Here is a 17060-nt window from a genome sequence, read left to right as displayed (position 1 = left end):
CCCTACAGGATACCCATCTCGTCCAGCCGCTCGGGCAGGTAGGTGTCCGTGACGAAGTCCAGCCCGCGCGAGGCGAGCGCCTGCTGTTCGGCCTTCTTCCCGATGTCGAGCTGGAGCTCGATCTGCTCCGTCCAGAACTCCGACTGGAAGCGCGGGTCCTCGAGCTCGCTCTCGAGGGCGTTCACGTCCGAGTCGGCGAGCGGGTCCGTCGGGAGGTCGTACTCGACGATGTCGGCGGGCCGGATGCCGATGAACTGGGCTTCCGGCGTCGCGAGGTACTCCGAGAGGTGCGCGGACTTGATCGACCCGTAGGAGACGGAGCCGAAGATGCGGTAACTCCACGGGTCACCGTCAGTGAAGACCGTGACCGGGAGGCCGAGTTCGTCGTGGAGGCGCTTGGTGAGGCGGCGCGTCGCGCGCGCCGGCTGGCCACCGAGGTGGACGACGAGCGCGTTGTACTCGTCGTCGAAGCCGTTCTCGACGAGGCGGTCGCGCATCCCACCGGTCTCCACGCAGAGGACGAAGTCGGTGTCGTGGTCGAGGAACTCGATGGTGTCGGGGTTGTTCGGAATCTGGTAGCCGCCCTGCCCGACGTCCTCCTGACAGTGTATCTCGCGGTCGCCGCGGTTCGTCTGCTCGCGGATTCGGAGGGGGCCCATCACCTTCGCGCCCGACTCCTCGGGGCGCATGTGGAAGTCCTCGCGCTTGACGCCGGAGACGATTTCGAGGTCCTCGACGAGTTTGTCGGACTCCGACTGGTTGTTGAACTGCGCCTCCTCCTCGCCCCACGACTCGGAGAGGTAGTAGAGCTCACGCAGCGTCGAGGAGCGGTCCTCCTCGAGCTGCTGGGCGAGGAAGTCGATGGTGTAGACGGACTTCAGGAGCTTTCGCGCGCCGCTGACGGAGTTCGCGGAGCGCGTCGAGGTGCGGTCGCCGTACACCCAGACGCCCGCGTCCTCGTCGAAGACGATGTTCGACTTCGAGCGCGTCGGGAGCGTCATGCTCGGGACGTCCCCGTCGGCGAACTGGTCGTAGAACTCTGCGGCCATGTCGATGAGGCGCTCGCGCGCCTCCGCGTCGTCTGGGGTGGTGTCTGAGCTCATCGGTTGACGGTGAGTTTCTCCTCTTCGACGCCGCTCACGGAGAGGTCGCAGTCGGCGTCGTCGCTGACGGTGTAGGTGAGTGCCGCGTCGTCGCCGCCGGAGACGGAGGGCGACCACTTCACGAACCACTCGCCGTCCATCTCGACGACGGTGCCCTCGCTGACGTTCGCGGGCTCGGCGGAGACGATTTCGGTGACGTCGAGTTCCGCGCCGGCGCTCGTGTGGTTCTCGACGGTGAGCGTCACGGCCTCGCCGTCGCGTTCGCGCTCGACGAGGACGTTGTTCATGATGCGCGCGAGCGAGTCCTCGACGGCCACGGGCTCGCGGCCGGTCATCTCCGAGACCTTGTCGGCCATCTTCGGGAGGACGTCCATGATGACGTTCTGCTTCTCGCGGCGCTTCTGCATCGAGCGGCGCTTGTTCAGGAAGCTCTTCAGTTCGCGGGCGGCCTCGCGGACCGCGAGCTCGATCTCGTCCTCGATCTCCGGGACGGACGCGAGCGCGTCCTTCGACTCGCTCGTGAACGGCACGTTCGTCGAGGCGACGTGCACCATGATGACGCAGGGGCCGTTCGGCAGGCCGCTCCCGCCCGGCTGGTCGAGGCCGTAGTTCCGCCAGCCGATCTGTTTCAGAACTTTCGTCGTCGCACAGGCACCGCGCTGGTAGACGAGCGGGACGCGGTTCGCGAAACGCATCACGTCCACGCTCCCCTCGGCGGCGAGGTCGCCGCCGTAGGCGATGCCGGCCTCGACGACGAACGGGTCGCCGCCGTGGACGTCCGCGTCGCGCGTCGCGGCGGCGTAGAACTCCGCGTCGAACTCCTTGCGGAGGCCGGCCTCGATGAGGTCGGCCTGAATCGGCGAGAGACAGGACGTCGGCGGCGCCATCACGTCGACGGCGCTCATCGCGGCGAGCAGGTCGCGCGCGAGGTTCCGGTCGCCCTCGACGTCCGCGGCGCTCGGGAGGTCGTCCGTGACGGTGTGGGCGTTCGTCCAGAGCTCCTCCGTGATGTTCTCGCGCGCGGTCTCGCCGACGGTCGCGCCGTCGACGTCCTCGGTCGTCTCGGCGGCGCGCACGACGAAGTCGCGGAGGCCGTCGCGCGTCAGGCGGTCGCGCGGCGTCTCCTCGCCGAACTTCGCGGCGAGGCGCTCGGCGAGCGCGTCGACGGTCGCGTCGTCCTTCTGGTTCGAGGTGGCGGCGTCGACGTGTCGGTAGAGGTCGCTGCGGCGGTCGGCGGTGAGGACGTCCCACGCGGCGTCGACGACGTGGCCCTGGACGGTCGCGCCGAAGGAGGTCGCGCCCTCGGCGTCGGCGGCGGCGTCGGCGACGAGCGCCTCGAGGTCGGTGTAGGCGAGCGCGCCGCGTTCGCGGAGGCCCTCCGCGACGGCGGCCGCGAACGCCTCTGTGTCGTCGGCGGGCTTGTTCGAGACGGCGTCGACGAGCGCGGCCTCGAGGTCCGTCTCGCTCGCGGTGGGGAGCGTCCACGCGAGCTCGCGGCCGTAGTGGCGGTCGCGGAAGGCGTCGCAGATACTGTCGGCGGTTTTCGCGCCGACGCGCGTGAACTCCTCGCGGAGGAAGCCCCGTACGGTCCGGGAGTCCGTCTGGTCGAGCATCTTGATGAGCGCGCCGAGTTCCACGCCGTGGGGGTGCGGGCGGATCTCCTCGGTCTCGGCGGGGAGGGTCGCGCCCTCCGCGCGCTCGAACTTGAACTCGCCCTTCGGCTCGCGGAGTTCGAGGCGGGCGTGCGGGTTCACGACGGCGGTGTGCTCGACGTAGTCGTGGAGCTGGCCGCGCGCACGCATGTTCGCCTCCATCTCGAGTTCGATGCGGGTGCCGTGCGAGCGGTCCCACGACGTCGTCTGCTCCTCGCTGATGACCGGTTCGTTCGTGTCCGTGTCGATGACGAGCTCGTAGTAGTTGGCCTCGCTCGAGCCCTGCGTGCGCGAGGTGATCTTCGCGGGCGTGCCGGAGGTGAGCTGGCTGTAGAGGACGGCGGCGGAGATCCCGATGCCCTGCTGGCCGCGACTCTGCTCGCGGGCGTGGAAGCGGGAGCCGTAGAGGAGTTTGCCGAAGATCTTCGGGATCTGCTCTTTGGTGATGCCGGGGCCGTTGTCCTCCACGACGAGCGTGTAGTAGTCCCCGTGCTCCTGAATCTCGACGTAGATGTCGGGGAGGATGCCGGCCTCCTCCGTGGCGTCGAGGGCGTTGTCGACGGCCTCTTTGACGGCCGTGACGAGCCCGCGGGCCCCGGAGTCGAAGCCCAGCATGTGCTTGTTCTTCTCGAAGAACTCGGCGATGGAGATCTCGCGCTGGCTCGCGGCGAGCTCCTCCGCGATGCCGTCGTCTCCATCGGCGAGTGTCGACTGGAAGGACGTCATTTCCGTGCCTACGACGTTGGCTATGCGGCTATAAAACCCCGTGGGTACAGCGTGGTGAAAGTGGACGACGGCGCGGCGAACGGCCGTAGGCGTCGCGCTCGGCGGACGGACGGCCGGACTCCACTTCCGTCGCTCACGGGCGCGTTCGACACGCGCGGGCGACCGCCCGCGCGAGCGCCGTGGCGCGGGTGCGACTGAGCGCGCCGTCGGGCGCGCACTCGGTGAGGAACAGTTGCGGCGGTGGTGTGTCTAGAGGGTGAGGCCGCGAATCTCGACGCCGTCGCCGTCCCGAACGGTGCCGATGCGCTCGCCGTCCGTCGCGGCGATCAGGTCGTCGGCCGCGTCCTCGGGGCACGCGACGACGAACCCGGTACCCATGTTGAACGTGCGGTGCATCTCCTCGTCGCTCACGCTCCCGCGCTCGGCGACGAACGCGAAGACGTCCTGTGCGGGGAGCGGATCGGTGATATCGTAGGCGTAGTCGCCCATCCGCGAGAGGTTCGTCCACCCGCCGCCGGTGACGTGCGCGGCCGCGTGCACGTCGAGGTCGTGGAGGTGGGGGAGGAGGTAGGTGTAGATGCGCGTCGGCTCCAGGAGGGCCTCGCCGACGGTGTCGTAGCCGTCGTAGGGGTAGTCGTCGTGGTAGCTTCCGTCACCTTTCGTCGCGGCCCGTCGCGCGAGCGTGAGGCCGTTCGAGTGGATGCCCGAGGACGCGAAGCCGACGAGCGCGTCGCCCGCCTCGGCCTCGCCCGGCAGGAGGTCGTCCTCGTCTGCGAGGCCGGCGACGGTGCCGGCGAGGTCGAAGCCCTTCACGACTTCGGGCATGACCGCCGTCTCGCCGCCGACGAGCGCCATCCCGGCCTCCTCGGCGCCCGCCGCGAGCCCCTCGCCGACCTGCGCGGTGAGCTCCTCGCTCGGCTCGTCGACGGCGAGGTAGTCGACGAACGCGGCGGGTTCGACGCCGGCGGCGGCGAGGTCGTTGACGTTCATCGCGATGCAGTCGATGCCCACCGTCGAGTAGTCCTCGAGGGCTTCGGCGACGAGGAGCTTCGTGCCGACGCCATCCGTCGCGAGCGCGAGGTACTGCTCGCCCATCGGGACGAGTCCCGCGTAGTCCGTGGTGTTCCCGACGTCCGCGACGGCGTCGACGAGCGCGGCGGTCGCGGCCTCGCTCGCGTCGATGTCGACGCCCGCCTCGGCGTACGTCATGCCCTCGGCATCGTCCTCACTCATACACGACCGTGCGTAATCGGGGGCGAAAAGGATAGCGATGTATGCTCAGACGTACAACAGCGCGGCCACGCCGAGCAGGACGGACGGGACGGCGACGAGGGCGTAGACGGGCTTGCTCCACGACACGACGCTCTTCCCGTCGAGCGGCCCGACGGGCAGCATGTTGAACCCCGCGAGCAGGAGGTTGATGGAGAGCCCGCGCATCCCGAGGTCAACGCCGAGGAACGCGAGCGGCGCGAATATCGCTGCGAGCGCGAGGTTCGTCACCGGCCCGGCGAGCGCGATGAGGCCGTTCTGGCGCTCGGTGAGCCGGCCACGGTGGACGACGGCGCCCGGCGCGGCGAAGAGGAAGCCCGCGAGCCCGCCGAGGACGGCGAGCGCGAGCATCCCGTAGTCCGCGCGGAACGCCGCGACCTGCCCGTAGCGGACGGCGACGACCTTGTGCGCGAGCTCGTGGAGGAGGAAGCCGATGCCCGCCGTGAGGAGGCTCGCCGCGAGCGCGAGCAGGAACGCCCGCGAGGTGACGTAGCCCGCGAGCGCCGTCGCGGTGACGCGCTCGTAGAAGAACGCGAACGCGACGCCGAGCGCGAGCCACGCGACGAGCAGGTCCTGCAGTTCGTCGGCGCTGAAGGTGAGCCGCGACGTGAGCGAGGCGCTCACGCGACCCACCCCGCGCGGCGAGTGTGCGCCAGTCGAGCCGCCGGTTCGACGCAGTTCACGCGATGAGCCCCCGGATGAGGTCGAGGCTGTTCTGCGCGCCGCGCAGGAGCACGGCAAGGACTTCGCCGACGCTGTCGAACGGCCCGCCGACGAGCGGGAGGACGAGCGGGATGAAGAGGAAGCTCGCGATCATGCTCCCGACGTTCGTGAGCGCGACGACGGCGATGAGCCGGAAGAGCGGGACGTCCGTCATCCGCGAGAACACCTCCCTGACGGGGAGCGTCTCGTCGCTCATGATGTCGTTCAGCGTCCCGATGTCGCTGATGCGCACGGGCGTGTAGCGCAGCTCGACGTAGCCCGCGAACCAGCCGGGCGCCAGCAGGGGGTTGATGGAGGTGAGCCACGCGACGGCGCCGCCGACGCCGGCGGACGTCCAGTGCGCGCCGCCGAGGAGCGCGAGCCCGGCGGCGATGACGCCGTTGAAGAGGAACCACGCGACGAAGAGCCGGAGGACGACGGCGTCGTTCACGCCCGCCATCAGGACGAGCACGAAGAACGCGAGGAAGCCGAGCGTGAGGAGCGCGCCGACGACTTTCGCGAGCGAGAAGCGCTTCTCGGCGCGGCCCGTCAGCTCGTCCATCGGCGGCAGCTCCTCGGGATGGGCGAGGTAGCGCTCGATGCCGGCCTTGTGGCCGGCGCCGACGACGGCGACGACGTGTTTCCCCTGCTCGCGGAGGTTCACGATGTTGTGCGCGAGGTAGGCGTCGCGCTCGTCGATGAGCGCCTCGGCGCCCTCGGGGCTGAACTGGCGGAACTCCTCCATCATCGCGGAGACGACGTCGGCGTCCGTGAGGTCCGCCATCGACATCTCCTCCTCTTTGCCGCCGCTGACGCCGAGGACGGCGAGCGCGAGCTGGCCGACCATCCGCAGTTTCTCCCACGCGCTCATGCGCGCCCAGAAGCGCTGGATCGTCACCTGGATGTCGCGGTCGACGAGCGCGACGTCGCTCCCGATGGCTTCGGCCGTCTCGACGGCGGCGAGCATGTCCGCGCCCGGCTGGATGTCGAAGCGCTCGCCCATGCGCTGTTGGACGTAGGAGAGCAGCCAGTACGCGAGGAACTGGAGCGCCATGCTCCCCTGCAGGAGGTCTGCCGGCGCGATTTCGTCCGGCGTCTCGCCCTTCATCTGCCGGTAGCGCCCCTCGTCGAGTTCGACCGCCACCGTGTCCGGGTCTTCTTCCTCGATGACGCGTTCGACCTCCGCGACGCTGTCCGCGGAGACGTGCGCGGTCCCGACGAGCCGCACCGACCCCTCGCCGTCGCGCGCGCTGTCACTCATTGCCGCGAGAGTAGTCACCACCGGGCCTTACGTGTGTCGTCACCGCACGCCGCGCTACCCGTAGCCCTCACCGCGGATGTCGCCGCCGGAGACGCCGACGCACGAGCAGACGTCCTCGAGCGTCTGCACCATCGCGGACACCCCGCAGGCGTACACCTCGAGCTCCGTGGGGTCGATGCGCGCGTCGATGTCCGTCTCCGGCTCGGCGTCGAGGAACTCGCGGAGACCCGCGCTCAGGTCGGGCGCCGCGACGCCGTCCTCGACGTACTTCAGGAGCGTCTGCTGGACGTAGCCCGTCTCGCCCGTCCAGCCCGTGAGGTAGCGTTCGCGCGTGAGACACGGGACGTAGTGGAAGTGGTCGTGGGCGGCGTCGAGCGCGCGGAACTCCTCGCGGAAGGCGCAGTCGTCCGCCCACGCGGCGCCGAGGAAGAGCCAGATGTCGCGGGCCTCGCCCTCGTAGGTGTCGAGGCCTTCCTCGAAGACGTAGCGAATCATCGAGCGCAGCGGCGCGACGCCGGTCCCCGTCGCGAGGAAGGCCATGTCGCTCGCGGAGTGGTCCTGCAGGGTGAAGTCGCCGTTCGGCCCGCGCAGCTCGGGGAGGTGGTCGCCGGGTTCGAGCTCCGTGCAGAGGCGCTCGGAGAGACGCCCGCCCGGCACGCGGCGGACGCAGAGCGATAGCTCCTCGTCGTTCGGCGAGGACGCGAGCGAGTACGGGCGCGGCGTGCCGCGAAAGCGGATGGTGACGAACTGGCCGGGCGCGAAGTCGAACTCGGTCGCGGGGTCGAAGGCGACCTCGACGAGCGAGGGGTAGTCGCGCTCGTGGCGCTCGCGGAGCACGCCGAGTTTCCGCCGCGTCACTCGCGGGAGGTCGATATCGTGGAGCTCCCGTTCGAGGGCGTTCCACGCGATCCCGTCGTCGTCGATGTGGCGCGTCACGTCCGGGCCGTGCTCGCGGAGGAGTCGGTGGACGGCGCGCCGTATCTCGTCGCCGCGCCGTTCGTCGAGCGCGTCCACGCGCGTCACCGTCGCGGTGTCGGTGAGGAGGGGGAGTTCCTCGACCTGCGCGTCCGGCCGAGGGCGTCTGGGTTCGGGCATCGCGTCGTTCGAGGGGCGCCGGCGACGTAAACGCGGCGGGCCTACGCGAGCGCGGCGGCGACGACTTCGAGCGGGTGCCGGATCTCGTAGCCGGTGCCGTGCTCCATCTGCATCGCGCAGGTCGGACACTCCGTCATGCCGACCTCGCCCTCGGCGTCCTCCATGTGGTCGAACATCTCCTCGCCGATCTTCATCGACGTCTCGTACTTCTCCTCCTTCCAGCCGTACGTCCCCGAGATACCGGAGCAGGAGTCGCCGACGTCCTCCGCCTCGACGCCCGCGAGGTCCTCGAAGAGTTCGAGCGCCTGCCCGTCCAGGCCCTGATTGCGCGCGTGACACGGCGCGTGGTAGGCGAGCGACGCGAGGTGCTCGTCCTCGACTTCCGCGCCGGCGAGTTCGCCCGAGAGGTCCTCCTGCACGCGCAGGTACTCGAGGGCCTCCCACGTGTTCTCGGCGACGTCCTCGATGCCGTCGATGTCGAAGAGCTCCGGGTACTCCTGTCGGAGCGCCATCGAGCACGACGTACACGACGCGATGGCGTCGTAGCCCTGGTCGATGAGGTCGCCCATCGAGGAGACGTTCACCTCGGCGTGGCGCTCGGCGTCGTCGAGCATCCCGTTCGCGAACATCGGCGTGCCCGAACAGCGCTGCTCGGGGACGACGAGCTCGTAGCCGAAGTGCTCGAACACCCGGACGAGCGACTTCGCGACCTCCGGCGTGTTGTAGTTCGCGTAACAGCCGTGGAAGTACGCGACCCGTTTGTCGGCGTCGACGTCCTCGCCGCGCTCTCGGCGCGCCTCGCGGGCGCGTTCGCGCGACCCGTCCGCGCCGCCCTGTCGCTCCCACCACTCGCGGAAGGTCTCCGTGGCGAACGCGGGGAACTCGCGCTCGCTCGTGACGCCGAGCGTCTTCTCCATCGCCCAGCGCGCCGGCCCGAAGTTCATCGCGAAGTTCGCGAGTCGGGGGACCTTGCTCGCGAGGAACGCGGACGTCCGGTAGTTCGCGAGGATGCGGTTGCGCCAGTAGGTGAGGCTCGTCTTCGAGAGCTCCTCCTCGACGTACTCGGCGCGCGCGGTGTTGTGCATCTGGGAGAGCCCCACGTCGCTGGGGCACGCGGAGTCACAGCGCATGCAGTTCGAGCACTTCGAGATGGAGTCGTCGACGGAGGCATCCTCCTTGCGCTTGAGGCGCCACTGCTCGGGGCCCTGGAACTTCGGGCCGGGGAAGTCGTCGTCGACCTCCGCGACCGGGCAGTTCGTGTCGCACGTCGAGCACTTGTAGCAGTCGTCGGCGCCCGGGCGGAGGTCGGGCGTCTCGTCGTCCGGGAACACCTCTATCGGTTCGAAGTCGTCGCTGGGGGATTCTGCGTCACTCATTGGGTATCAGCTCCTGCGGCCGCTCCGGCGGCGTCGCCCGTCGCGAGGCTGACGCCCGTCCCGGAGCACTCGGTGGCGAAGTCGTAGCCGCCGATGACGCTCCCGGCGGCGCGGAGGTTCTCGAACTCGATGCGTCCGTCCTCGTCGCGCGGGCGCAGGTCGTCGCCCACGTCGACGCCGAAGCGCGCGTAGGGCTGCTCGCCGAACGCCTCGTCGCGGAACCAGTCGTAGCGGTCCTCGGGCTGGGGGACGTGGCAGTCGAAGACGGGTTCGCGCACGGCCTCGCGGTCCGAGTCGAGGCCCTTCCCGACTAATCCCCCGGTGGCGAGCACGAACGAGTCGGCGTAGTGGGGGACGTGCTGGCCGTTGCGCTCGACGACGGCGGCGCTGAGGCGGCCCTCGTCGTCCGTCTCGTAGTCGACGACGGGCCGGCGGACGGTGTGGACGCCAGCGTCGTCGAGGGCCGCACGAAAGGCGTACTCGAGTCGGATGCCGGGGAGGCTCGGCGGCCCCATCGGCACCTCGAAGACGTCAGCGTCGAGTTCGGCTTCGAGGGTGGCGCGCACGTCTGCGGGATGGTCCTGTCCGAGCACCGCCGGGAAGCCGACCCGTGGTTCGCCGTCGTGGACGCGCGCGACCCGCGCGGCGAGGCGGGCGCGCTCGCCGTCCGCGTCCTCGTCGAGCGCGTGCGCGTAGCGCGTCACCTTCGCGTCCGCCCGGGGTTCACCGGGGAAGGAGACGGTCGCGCCCCGGACGTCGAACGGGACGCTCGCCGCCTCGAGGTGCTCGGCGGCGAGCGGCGCGTCGAAGTCCGTCAGCGTCTCGAAGCCCACCAGCAGTGCGTCCCGGTCGTCGCTCGCGAGGCCGGCGGCGGCGCTCGCGGGATAGCGCGCGGTCGGCTTCACCGTCCCGCCGTGCGTCGGCAGGAGAGCGTTCTTCTCCGTGTGTCCGCCCCGGTACAGCTCGCCCGCGACGGCGTCGAAGCGCTCGAGGCCCGCGCGTATCGCCTCGGCGCCCACGAGCGCGTAGGGGTGGTCGGCGGGCAGGTCGGTGAGGGCGTCGAAGGGGTCGGCGAGCAGCTTCCCGTCCGGCGCGTACCCCAAGACGTCCACGAGGCCGCTCGCGTGCCGGAGCGTGCTCTGCTTCTTCGTGACGAGTCTGACCGAGGCGCCCTCGTCGGCCGCCGCGAGCGCCGCCGTCATCCCGGCGACGCCGCCGCCGACGACGAGGACGTCGTCCTCAATCGCCATGGGTTCCCTCCTCGCCGACCTCGCCCTCTCCGGCGTCCGACCGCCCGCCGTCGAAGGCGTCCCAGTCCACCGCGTCGTCCGTCCGCGCGGGGTCGTTGTCGCGGTTCATCGTCGCGCCGTGAATCGCGCGGTTCAGCATCGCTTGGGAGAGCTGTTCGCCCCAGAGCGCGTGGCGCTGGCCCTTCCAGCGCTCCTGCCAGAGCTCGTCAAGCGCCGCGCGCGCGGTGGCCTCGTCGTGCTCGGGGTGGAGTTCGGCGGCCATTCGGTGCGCACAGCGCCCGCCCTGACAGTTCCCCATCGAGGCGCGCGTCCGGATGCGCACGGCGTTCAGGTCCGTGCCCGAGTCGTCGATGGCGTCCCGCACTTCCGCGCGCGTGACGCCCTCGCAGCTACAGACGACGGGGTTCGGGTCGCACGACGCGAGGACGTCCTCGGTCCGCGAGCCGAGGCGCTGGGCGCTCCGCCGGGCGACCGGCGAGCGCAGGCCGAATCGCTCCATCGCCGCCTCGAGGTCGCCCGGGCGCTCGCTCCCGGGGAGCGGCGCGTCGGCGGTGTCGCAGGTGGCAGAGACGCCGAGTTTCTCGCAGACGTGGTCGGTGATGGACTCGGCCATCATCCGGTAGGTGGTGAGCTTGCCGCCGACGATGCTCGTCATACCGGGGACGGAGTCGCGCTCCTCGTGGTCGAGGGTGAAGTAGTCGCGGGTGATGTCCGTCGGGTCCTGCGTCCCGGTTCCGGGCGGTTCGTAGAGCGGGCGGACGCCCCAGAACGAGCGCAGCGTCCGCGCCTCCTGGAGGATGGGGACGAGCTCGCTGAGCGTGTCGATGACGAGGTCGACCTCCCACTCCTCCTCGGGGTAGTCCTCGGGGTCGCCGACCTCCTCGTCGGTGGTGCCGAGGATGCACGCGGTCTCGTGGGGGACGATGATGTCCGCGTCGCCCTTCGGTCGACAGCGGTTCACGACGGTGTCCACTTGGCGGGTGTTCATCACCGTCATCACGCCCTTCGAGGGGCGGACGGCGATGTCCAGGCCCGCGTGGTCGCCGATGCGGCCCGCCCACGCGCCCGCCGCGTTCACGACGTGGTCGGCGTATATCTCCTCGACTTCGCCCGGTGTGCCGTGCTCGCGCGGGCCCTTCCCGGACTCGTGCGTGACCTCCGCGCCGACGATTTCGCCGTCCTCGACGAGGAGGTCGGTGACTTCGGCGTGCGTCTCGACGCGCGCGCCGTGGTTCTCGGCGTCGACGGCGTTCGCGACGCAGAGCCGGAAGGGGTCGATGGCGGCGTCCGGCACCGCGATGGCCTTCTCGACGTCCTTCGCGAGGTAGGGCTCGCGCTCGCGTGCCTCCGCGCCCGTGAGGACTTCGGCGGGGATGTCGCAGTCCCGACAGCCCTGTAGTTTCTCCTGGAAGTACTCCTCGTCGTCCTCCGGGCGCTTCACGAAGAGCCCACCCGTCTCCTCGACGCAGTGGCCGGCGATGTCCCGAAGGACGCGGTTCTCCTCGATGCACTCGCGCGCGCTCGCCTGATCGGAGACGGCGTAGCGCCCGCCCGAGTGGAGCAGGCCGTGCATCCGACCGGTCGTCCCGTTGGTTAGGGTGCCCTTCTCGACGAGGGTCGCGTCGACGCCGCGACGCGCGAGGTCGCGAACGACGCCACAGCCCGTGGAGCCGCCGCCGATGACGAGCACCTCCGTTCTCGTTCCCATGCGGTTCGTGTGTACGTCTCACTCCCGCACCTTATCTTTACCCCTCTATCTAGATCGCGAGTAAACGACTGCGAGGGCAACCTACTTCGGGCCAGCGCGCCCTTCTCCGGGTATGAGCCTCGACGTCGAGACGCCCGACCCGCCCGAGCTCGAATCGGACGCCGACCTGAGCGACTACGAGGACGTGGACGTCGCCGGCGCGAACGACACGCATCGGGACGACCTCGACGCCTTCCTCCAGGAGGGCGCGTGGGAGGAGGGGTTCGCCGAGTGGGCGGGACAGAGCGACCTCGATGAGTCCGAGTGGCGTATCGTCGAGGACCTCGGGCTGGTCACGGACTTCGACTTCTTCTGGGACGACTTCGCGGACCGCGTGGGCTATCACGCGCCCGGCCTCCCCGAGGACTGGAAGGAGCGCGACCTCCACCCCGACCTCGACTCGTGGAGCACCGTCTCGGCCATCAACGCCGAGTTGACCGAGCTCGGACGCATCGTCTCCGACCGCTTGAAGGCCGACTACGTCGACTGGGACGCCGACTACGAGGCGCCCGACGACCTCCCCGACTTCTGAGGACGCGGGAGACTGCCGAGCGACGCGCCGTGCGGACCGTCTCTCTCGGCCGGGCGACGCCCGACCGAGTGTGTACCGACGCCCCGGGAACCGGGAGTAACATTTATTATTGTTAATAGGGATTGGTAAGTCGGGCGGCGCCGTCAATTCGGCTCTTGTCGTCCGCCGAGAACACAACTATGGCAGACACATACGTCGGTTCGATCGACCAAGGGACGACCGGGACGCGCTTCATGGTCTTCGACCACAGCGGCGAGGTCGTCGCGAACGCCTACGAGAAGCACGAACAGATCTACCCCGAACCCGGGTGGGTCGAGCACAACCCCGTGGAGATCTGGGAGAACACGAAGGCGGTCGTGACGCGCGCGCTCGAGGACGCGTCCCTCGACGCCGAGCAACTCGAAGGCATCGGCATCACGAACCAGCGCGAGACCACGCTCGTCTGGGACAAGGAGAGCGGGAAGCCCATACACAACGCGCTCGTCTGGCAGGACCGCCGGACCACCGACCGCGTCGAGGAGCTCCAAGCCGAGGACAAAGTCGAGTGGATCCGCGAGAAGACCGGCCTCGAGGCCGACGCCTACTTCTCCGCGACCAAGACCGAGTGGATACTCGACAACGCCGAGCCGCTGAAGCTCGAGTCCTCGCGGAGCCACGACCTCCGCGACCGCGCCCGCGACGGCGAGCTCCTGATGGGCACCATCGACGCGTGGCTCATCTACAACCTCACCGGCGAGCACATCACGGACGTCACGAACGCCTCGCGGACGATGCTCTTCGACATCCACGAGATGGAGTGGGACGAGGAGCTCCTCGCGGAGTTCGACGTCCCCGCCGAGATGCTCCCCGAAGTCCGGCCGTCGAGCGACGAGAACTACTACGGCCACACCGATGCGGACGGGTTCCTCGACGCCGAGATACCCGTCGCGGGCGCGCTCGGCGACCAGCAGGCCGCGCTCTTCGGACAGACGTGCTTCGACGCCGGCGACGCGAAGAACACCTACGGCACCGGCTCGTTCTACCTGATGAACACCGGGAACGAGGCCGTCACCTCCGAGCACGGCCTCCTCACCACCGTCGGCTTCCAGATGTCCGGCGAGCCCGTCCAGTACGCCCTCGAGGGCTCCATCTTCATCACGGGCGCCGCCATCGAGTGGCTCGAGGACGTCGACCTCATCGACAACGCCGCCCAGACCGCCGAACTCGCGCGCTCCGTCGACTCCACGGACGGCGTCTACATGGTCCCCGCGTTCACGGGCCTCGGCGCGCCCCACTGGGACGGGCGCGCGCGCGGCACCATCGTCGGGATGACGCGCGGGACGAAGAAGGAACACATCGTGCGCGCGACGCTCGAATCCATCGCCTACCAGACCCGCGACATCGCCGAGGCGATGGAGGCCGACTCCGGCGTCGAGACCACCAGCCTCCGCGTCGACGGCGGCGCCGTGAAGAACAACTTCCTCTGCCAGCTGCAGGCGGACATCATCCAGACGGACATCGCGCGCCCCGAAGTCGACGAGACCACCGCGCTCGGGAGCGCGTACGCCGTCGGCCTCGCCGTCGGCTACTGGGACACCATCGACGAACTCCGCTCGAACTGGCAGATCGACCGCGAGTTCGAGCCCGAGATGAGTCCCGAGGACGCCGACCGGATGTACGGCCGCTGGGACGACGCCGTCGAACGCTCGCTCGACTGGGCGCAGGAGGAATAGCGGATGGTCCTCCCACTCCAGACCGTCCCCATCGTCGGGATGGAACTCGAGCCCTTCCTCGTCCTCGCCATCACCGCGCTCGCCGGCGGCGCGTTCGGCGCCGCGCTCGGCGCACTCCCCTCGTTCGTCTTCACGGGGTTCGTCGTCTTCCTCGGCGAAGGCCTCGCCATCCTACAGAGCGAGGTCGGCGAACTCCCCAGCGTTCCGAACGGGGAACTCGCCGTCGGCATCACCGGCGTCATCGGCTTCGGCGCGATTACCGGCCCGCACATCGCGTTCGCGGGCGGCGTCGCCGCCTCCGCGTACGTCGGGAAGAAGTACCCCGAGATGAGCCCGAAGGGCTGGGACTACCACCTCGGGAAGAACATCACGGAAGCCTACGGCACCAAACCCGACATCCTCGCCGTCGGTGCGGTCTTCGGCCTCCTCGGCATGCTCATCTCGCAGCTCTCGAGTGGCCTCGGCCTCCCGACGGACGGCATCGCGCTCTCCGTCTTCCTGACCGCACTCATCGCGCGCGCCGTCTTCGGCTATCCGATCATCGGGAAACCGGCGGGCGACGGCTACTTCGACATGGGGCCGTTCGAGCGCGAGGAACCGCGCGAGCAGGCCGACGACGTCCCCGAACCGAACGCCGGCCGGCTCGCGGTCGAGCCGTGGCTCCCCCACCAGTACAAGTGGCCGGGCGTCGCGGCCATCGGCGTCGTCGGCGGACTCCTCGGCGGCTACATCTGGCTCCAGACGGGCAGCATCTTCCTCGGCTACGGCATCTCCGCGATGAGCCTGCTCTTCCTCAACCTCGGCGTCGCGAAGATTCCGGTCACCCACCACCTCACGCTCCTCGGGTCGGTCGGCGCGGTCATCGCGATGCCGATGGTCGGGAGCACGCTCGTCGCGCTCCTCGCCGCCGGCGCACTCGGCGCCGTCACCGGCGTCGTCGGTGAGGCCTCCCAACGGATCTTCTACGCGCACTCGGGGACGCACGTGGACCCGCCCGCGATGTCCATTGCCGCCGTCATGCTCGTCATCGGGATCTGCTACCTGCTCGGCCTCCTGCCGAACGCGGGCTACCTTGGCCTCTAACACCCCGAACCGACGGCTTTTCACGACACGACCGATACCAGACATCACGACATACCGACGATGGACATCGACGCGCGGATAGAACGACGGCGGCGGCGCGGCGGCGAACAGCGCCTCGTCCGCGACTACGACGCGCTCTCGCCGGTCGCACACCTCGACGAGCCCGTCGGCCGGGGGCCGGTCGTCGAGCGCCTCCTCGACCACCTCGACCCGGTGTTCGACGGGACGCTCCCGCCGAACGCCTACGTCCACGGCCCGTTCGGCGCCGGGAAGAGCGCGGTCGTCACCGCGCTCTTCGAGCGCCTCGCGCACGTGTCGACGCGCTCGCGCGACGCCATCTACACGACGACGCGGGCGCGCTCGAGCGCCACCCCGCGATTCGTCTACGTCGACCTCCGCGAGACATCGAGCGAGTTCGCCTTCTACCACCGCGTGCTCGACGCGCTCGCCGACGACCCCGTCCCCGAGCACGGCGTCGGCACCGAGGAGATACGTGCGCGCCTCCACGGCGCCCTCGATGCCTCCCGGATGGGCGTGGTCGTCGCCGTCGACCACGTCGACGCGCCCGGCGTCGACGACGCCGACCTCGTGGCGTGGTTCGCCGGCCTCCCCAGCAACGCGAGCTGGCTCGCCGTCGGTCGCCGCGACCCGGCCGACGTCGCGCTCTGCGAGTACACGGCCCGCGACATCGCCGTCGACGCCTACCAGCGCCGCGTCCTCATCGACGTGCTGATGACGCGCGCGTCGAGCGCGCTCGCGCGCCAGGCGCTCGGCCACACGCTCGCGCGCCGCATCGCCGAATGGGCGGACGGGAACGCGCACGACGCGCTCGCGGCGCTGTTCGCCGCCGTCGATCACGCCGCGAACGCACAGCGCGACCGCGTCCGCGAAGCCGACGTCACGGCCGCGCTCGCCGACGTCCCACACCACTCCGTCTCGCTCGGCACCGTCTTCGCGCTCCCCGAGAACAAACGGCTCGTCCTGCGGAAACTCGTCGACCTCGACCAGGAGGACCGCCGCTCCGTCACCGCGACGACGGAAGCCGTCGCCGCCGACCCGGCCGTCGACCTCTCGCCGGGCACCATCAAGCGCTACCTCTACGAGATGGCGGAGGTCGGCGTCGTCGAGCGCGTGCAGACCGCAGAGCGGATGGGCAAGGGGCGCACGCCGAGCCGCGTCGAGCTCGGCTTCGCGCCGACGGTCTTCCGGCGTCTCTACGACCTCCGGCAGTAGCGCGACCGGGGCGGCGTTCGTCGGTCGCGTCGACGTCTCAGCGGAGAACACACGGGGTCGCGCCGCCGAATCCGACGTCTCGAACGGCGGAAGCGCTTATGCGTCTCCGCCGACATCCGAACACTATGTCTCACGCACCGGAGGAGGTCGCCCGATACATCTGTAGTAGCTGCCAGTTAGTGCACGCGGGGACGCCGAGTCGGACGCCGGCGGGGAAGCGGCGCTTCGAGCCCCCGGCGGAGTGTGGCGGCTGCGGGGCGGACGACTTCATCGGCATCGAGAACTGGATCCACCACAGCTCCGAGGAGTGAGCGCCGCT

14 protein-coding genes are annotated in these 17060 nt (G+C 69.9%); 5 read left to right on the top strand and 9 right to left on the bottom strand.

The genetic code is table 11. The features are described 5' to 3' along the window. Positions 1-2: 2 nt before the first annotated feature. The 9 genes from EFA46_RS09485 to glpA form a co-directional block, all read right to left on the bottom strand. Entirely contained in the window at positions 3-1103 is a 1101-nt protein-coding gene (locus tag EFA46_RS09485; RefSeq protein ID WP_123076360.1) for a DNA topoisomerase IV subunit A, read from the bottom strand. Beyond that, complete coding sequence (locus EFA46_RS09480; RefSeq protein ID WP_123076362.1) at positions 1100-3481, bottom strand: DNA topoisomerase VI subunit B; 2382 nt, start codon at positions 3479-3481, stop codon at positions 1100-1102. The genes EFA46_RS09485 and EFA46_RS09480 overlap by 4 nt, the downstream gene beginning before the upstream one ends. Before the next feature lie 249 nt (positions 3482-3730). Further along, positions 3731-4714, bottom strand: a complete 984-nt coding sequence (purM, locus tag EFA46_RS09475; protein WP_123076364.1) for a phosphoribosylformylglycinamidine cyclo-ligase — start codon at positions 4712-4714, stop codon at positions 3731-3733. A gap of 45 nt (positions 4715-4759) precedes the next feature. Then, positions 4760-5374 carry a metalloprotease gene (locus EFA46_RS09470; protein ID WP_123077393.1) on the bottom strand — a complete coding sequence of 205 codons (615 nt, stop codon included), beginning with the start codon at positions 5372-5374 and terminating at the stop codon, positions 4760-4762. A 55-nt stretch (positions 5375-5429) separates the two neighbouring features. Beyond that, positions 5430-6713 carry a TraB/GumN family protein gene (locus EFA46_RS09465; protein WP_123076366.1) on the bottom strand — a complete coding sequence of 428 codons (1284 nt, stop codon included), beginning with the start codon at positions 6711-6713 and terminating at the stop codon, positions 5430-5432. A gap of 54 nt (positions 6714-6767) precedes the next feature. Then, on the bottom strand, positions 6768-7808 hold the full coding sequence (locus EFA46_RS09460) for a ferredoxin--NADP reductase (protein ID WP_123076368.1): 1041 nt from the start codon (positions 7806-7808) through the stop codon (positions 6768-6770). A gap of 41 nt (positions 7809-7849) precedes the next feature. After that, positions 7850-9184: an anaerobic glycerol-3-phosphate dehydrogenase subunit C gene (locus tag EFA46_RS09455; RefSeq protein WP_123076370.1), complete on the bottom strand. Its 1335-nt coding sequence runs from the start codon at positions 9182-9184 to the stop codon at positions 7850-7852. Then, a complete protein-coding gene (glpB, locus tag EFA46_RS09450) occupies positions 9181-10434 on the bottom strand; it encodes a glycerol-3-phosphate dehydrogenase subunit GlpB (protein ID WP_123076372.1) in 1254 nt (417 codons plus the stop codon). The genes EFA46_RS09455 and glpB overlap by 4 nt, the downstream gene beginning before the upstream one ends. Beyond that, positions 10424-12142, bottom strand: coding sequence for an anaerobic glycerol-3-phosphate dehydrogenase subunit GlpA (glpA, locus tag EFA46_RS09445; RefSeq protein ID WP_123076374.1), 1719 nt, complete (start codon positions 12140-12142; stop codon positions 10424-10426). The genes glpB and glpA overlap by 11 nt, the downstream gene beginning before the upstream one ends. A gap of 112 nt (positions 12143-12254) precedes the next feature. On the opposite strand from glpA, the gene EFA46_RS09440 reads away from it, so the two are divergent. The 5 genes from EFA46_RS09440 (at position 12255) to EFA46_RS09420 (ending at position 17052) form a co-directional block, all read left to right on the top strand. Continuing rightward, positions 12255-12713 (top strand): hypothetical protein, encoded by a 459-nt coding sequence (locus tag EFA46_RS09440; protein ID WP_123076376.1) that lies wholly within the window; start codon positions 12255-12257, stop codon positions 12711-12713. Positions 12714-12892: 179 nt separating this feature from the next. After that, positions 12893-14425: a glycerol kinase GlpK gene (gene glpK, locus EFA46_RS09435; protein ID WP_123076378.1), complete on the top strand. Its 1533-nt coding sequence runs from the start codon at positions 12893-12895 to the stop codon at positions 14423-14425. A gap of 3 nt (positions 14426-14428) precedes the next feature. Next, positions 14429-15508, top strand: a complete 1080-nt coding sequence (locus EFA46_RS09430; protein ID WP_123076380.1) for a hypothetical protein — start codon at positions 14429-14431, stop codon at positions 15506-15508. Positions 15509-15568: 60 nt separating this feature from the next. Then, positions 15569-16741 (top strand): Cdc6/Cdc18 family protein, encoded by a 1173-nt coding sequence (locus EFA46_RS09425; protein WP_123076382.1) that lies wholly within the window; start codon positions 15569-15571, stop codon positions 16739-16741. Positions 16742-16866: 125 nt separating this feature from the next. Then, positions 16867-17052, top strand: coding sequence for a hypothetical protein (locus tag EFA46_RS09420; RefSeq protein WP_123076384.1), 186 nt, complete (start codon positions 16867-16869; stop codon positions 17050-17052). Positions 17053-17060: the final 8 nt, after the last annotated feature.

Origin of the sequence: Halarchaeum sp. CBA1220 (assembly GCF_003721175.2) — an archaeon.
Lineage (GTDB): Archaea > Halobacteriota > Halobacteria > Halobacteriales > Halobacteriaceae > Halarchaeum > Halarchaeum grantii.
The sequence above is the reverse complement of the archived record's forward strand: the minus strand, read 5'-3'. Positions and strand labels throughout refer to the sequence as shown.

Coding starts and splice junctions, on each gene's coding strand:
- EFA46_RS09485 (WP_123076360.1), bottom strand. CDS start 1,103: ATGAGCTCAGACACCACCCCAGACGACGCGGAGGCGCGCGAGCGCCTC.
- EFA46_RS09455 (WP_123076370.1), bottom strand. CDS start 9,184: ATGAGTGACGCAGAATCCCCCAGCGACGACTTCGAACCGATAGAGGTG.
- EFA46_RS09440 (WP_123076376.1), top strand. CDS start 12,255: ATGAGCCTCGACGTCGAGACGCCCGACCCGCCCGAGCTCGAATCGGAC.
- EFA46_RS09420 (WP_123076384.1), top strand. CDS start 16,867: ATGTCTCACGCACCGGAGGAGGTCGCCCGATACATCTGTAGTAGCTGC.
- EFA46_RS09465 (WP_123076366.1), bottom strand. CDS start 6,713: ATGAGTGACAGCGCGCGCGACGGCGAGGGGTCGGTGCGGCTCGTCGGG.
- EFA46_RS09430 (WP_123076380.1), top strand. CDS start 14,429: ATGGTCCTCCCACTCCAGACCGTCCCCATCGTCGGGATGGAACTCGAG.
- purM (WP_123076364.1), bottom strand. CDS start 4,714: ATGAGTGAGGACGATGCCGAGGGCATGACGTACGCCGAGGCGGGCGTC.
- EFA46_RS09425 (WP_123076382.1), top strand. CDS start 15,569: ATGGACATCGACGCGCGGATAGAACGACGGCGGCGGCGCGGCGGCGAA.
- EFA46_RS09480 (WP_123076362.1), bottom strand. CDS start 3,481: ATGACGTCCTTCCAGTCGACACTCGCCGATGGAGACGACGGCATCGCG.
- glpA (WP_123076374.1), bottom strand. CDS start 12,142: ATGGGAACGAGAACGGAGGTGCTCGTCATCGGCGGCGGCTCCACGGGC.
- EFA46_RS09460 (WP_123076368.1), bottom strand. CDS start 7,808: ATGCCCGAACCCAGACGCCCTCGGCCGGACGCGCAGGTCGAGGAACTC.
- glpB (WP_123076372.1), bottom strand. CDS start 10,434: ATGGCGATTGAGGACGACGTCCTCGTCGTCGGCGGCGGCGTCGCCGGG.
- glpK (WP_123076378.1), top strand. CDS start 12,893: ATGGCAGACACATACGTCGGTTCGATCGACCAAGGGACGACCGGGACG.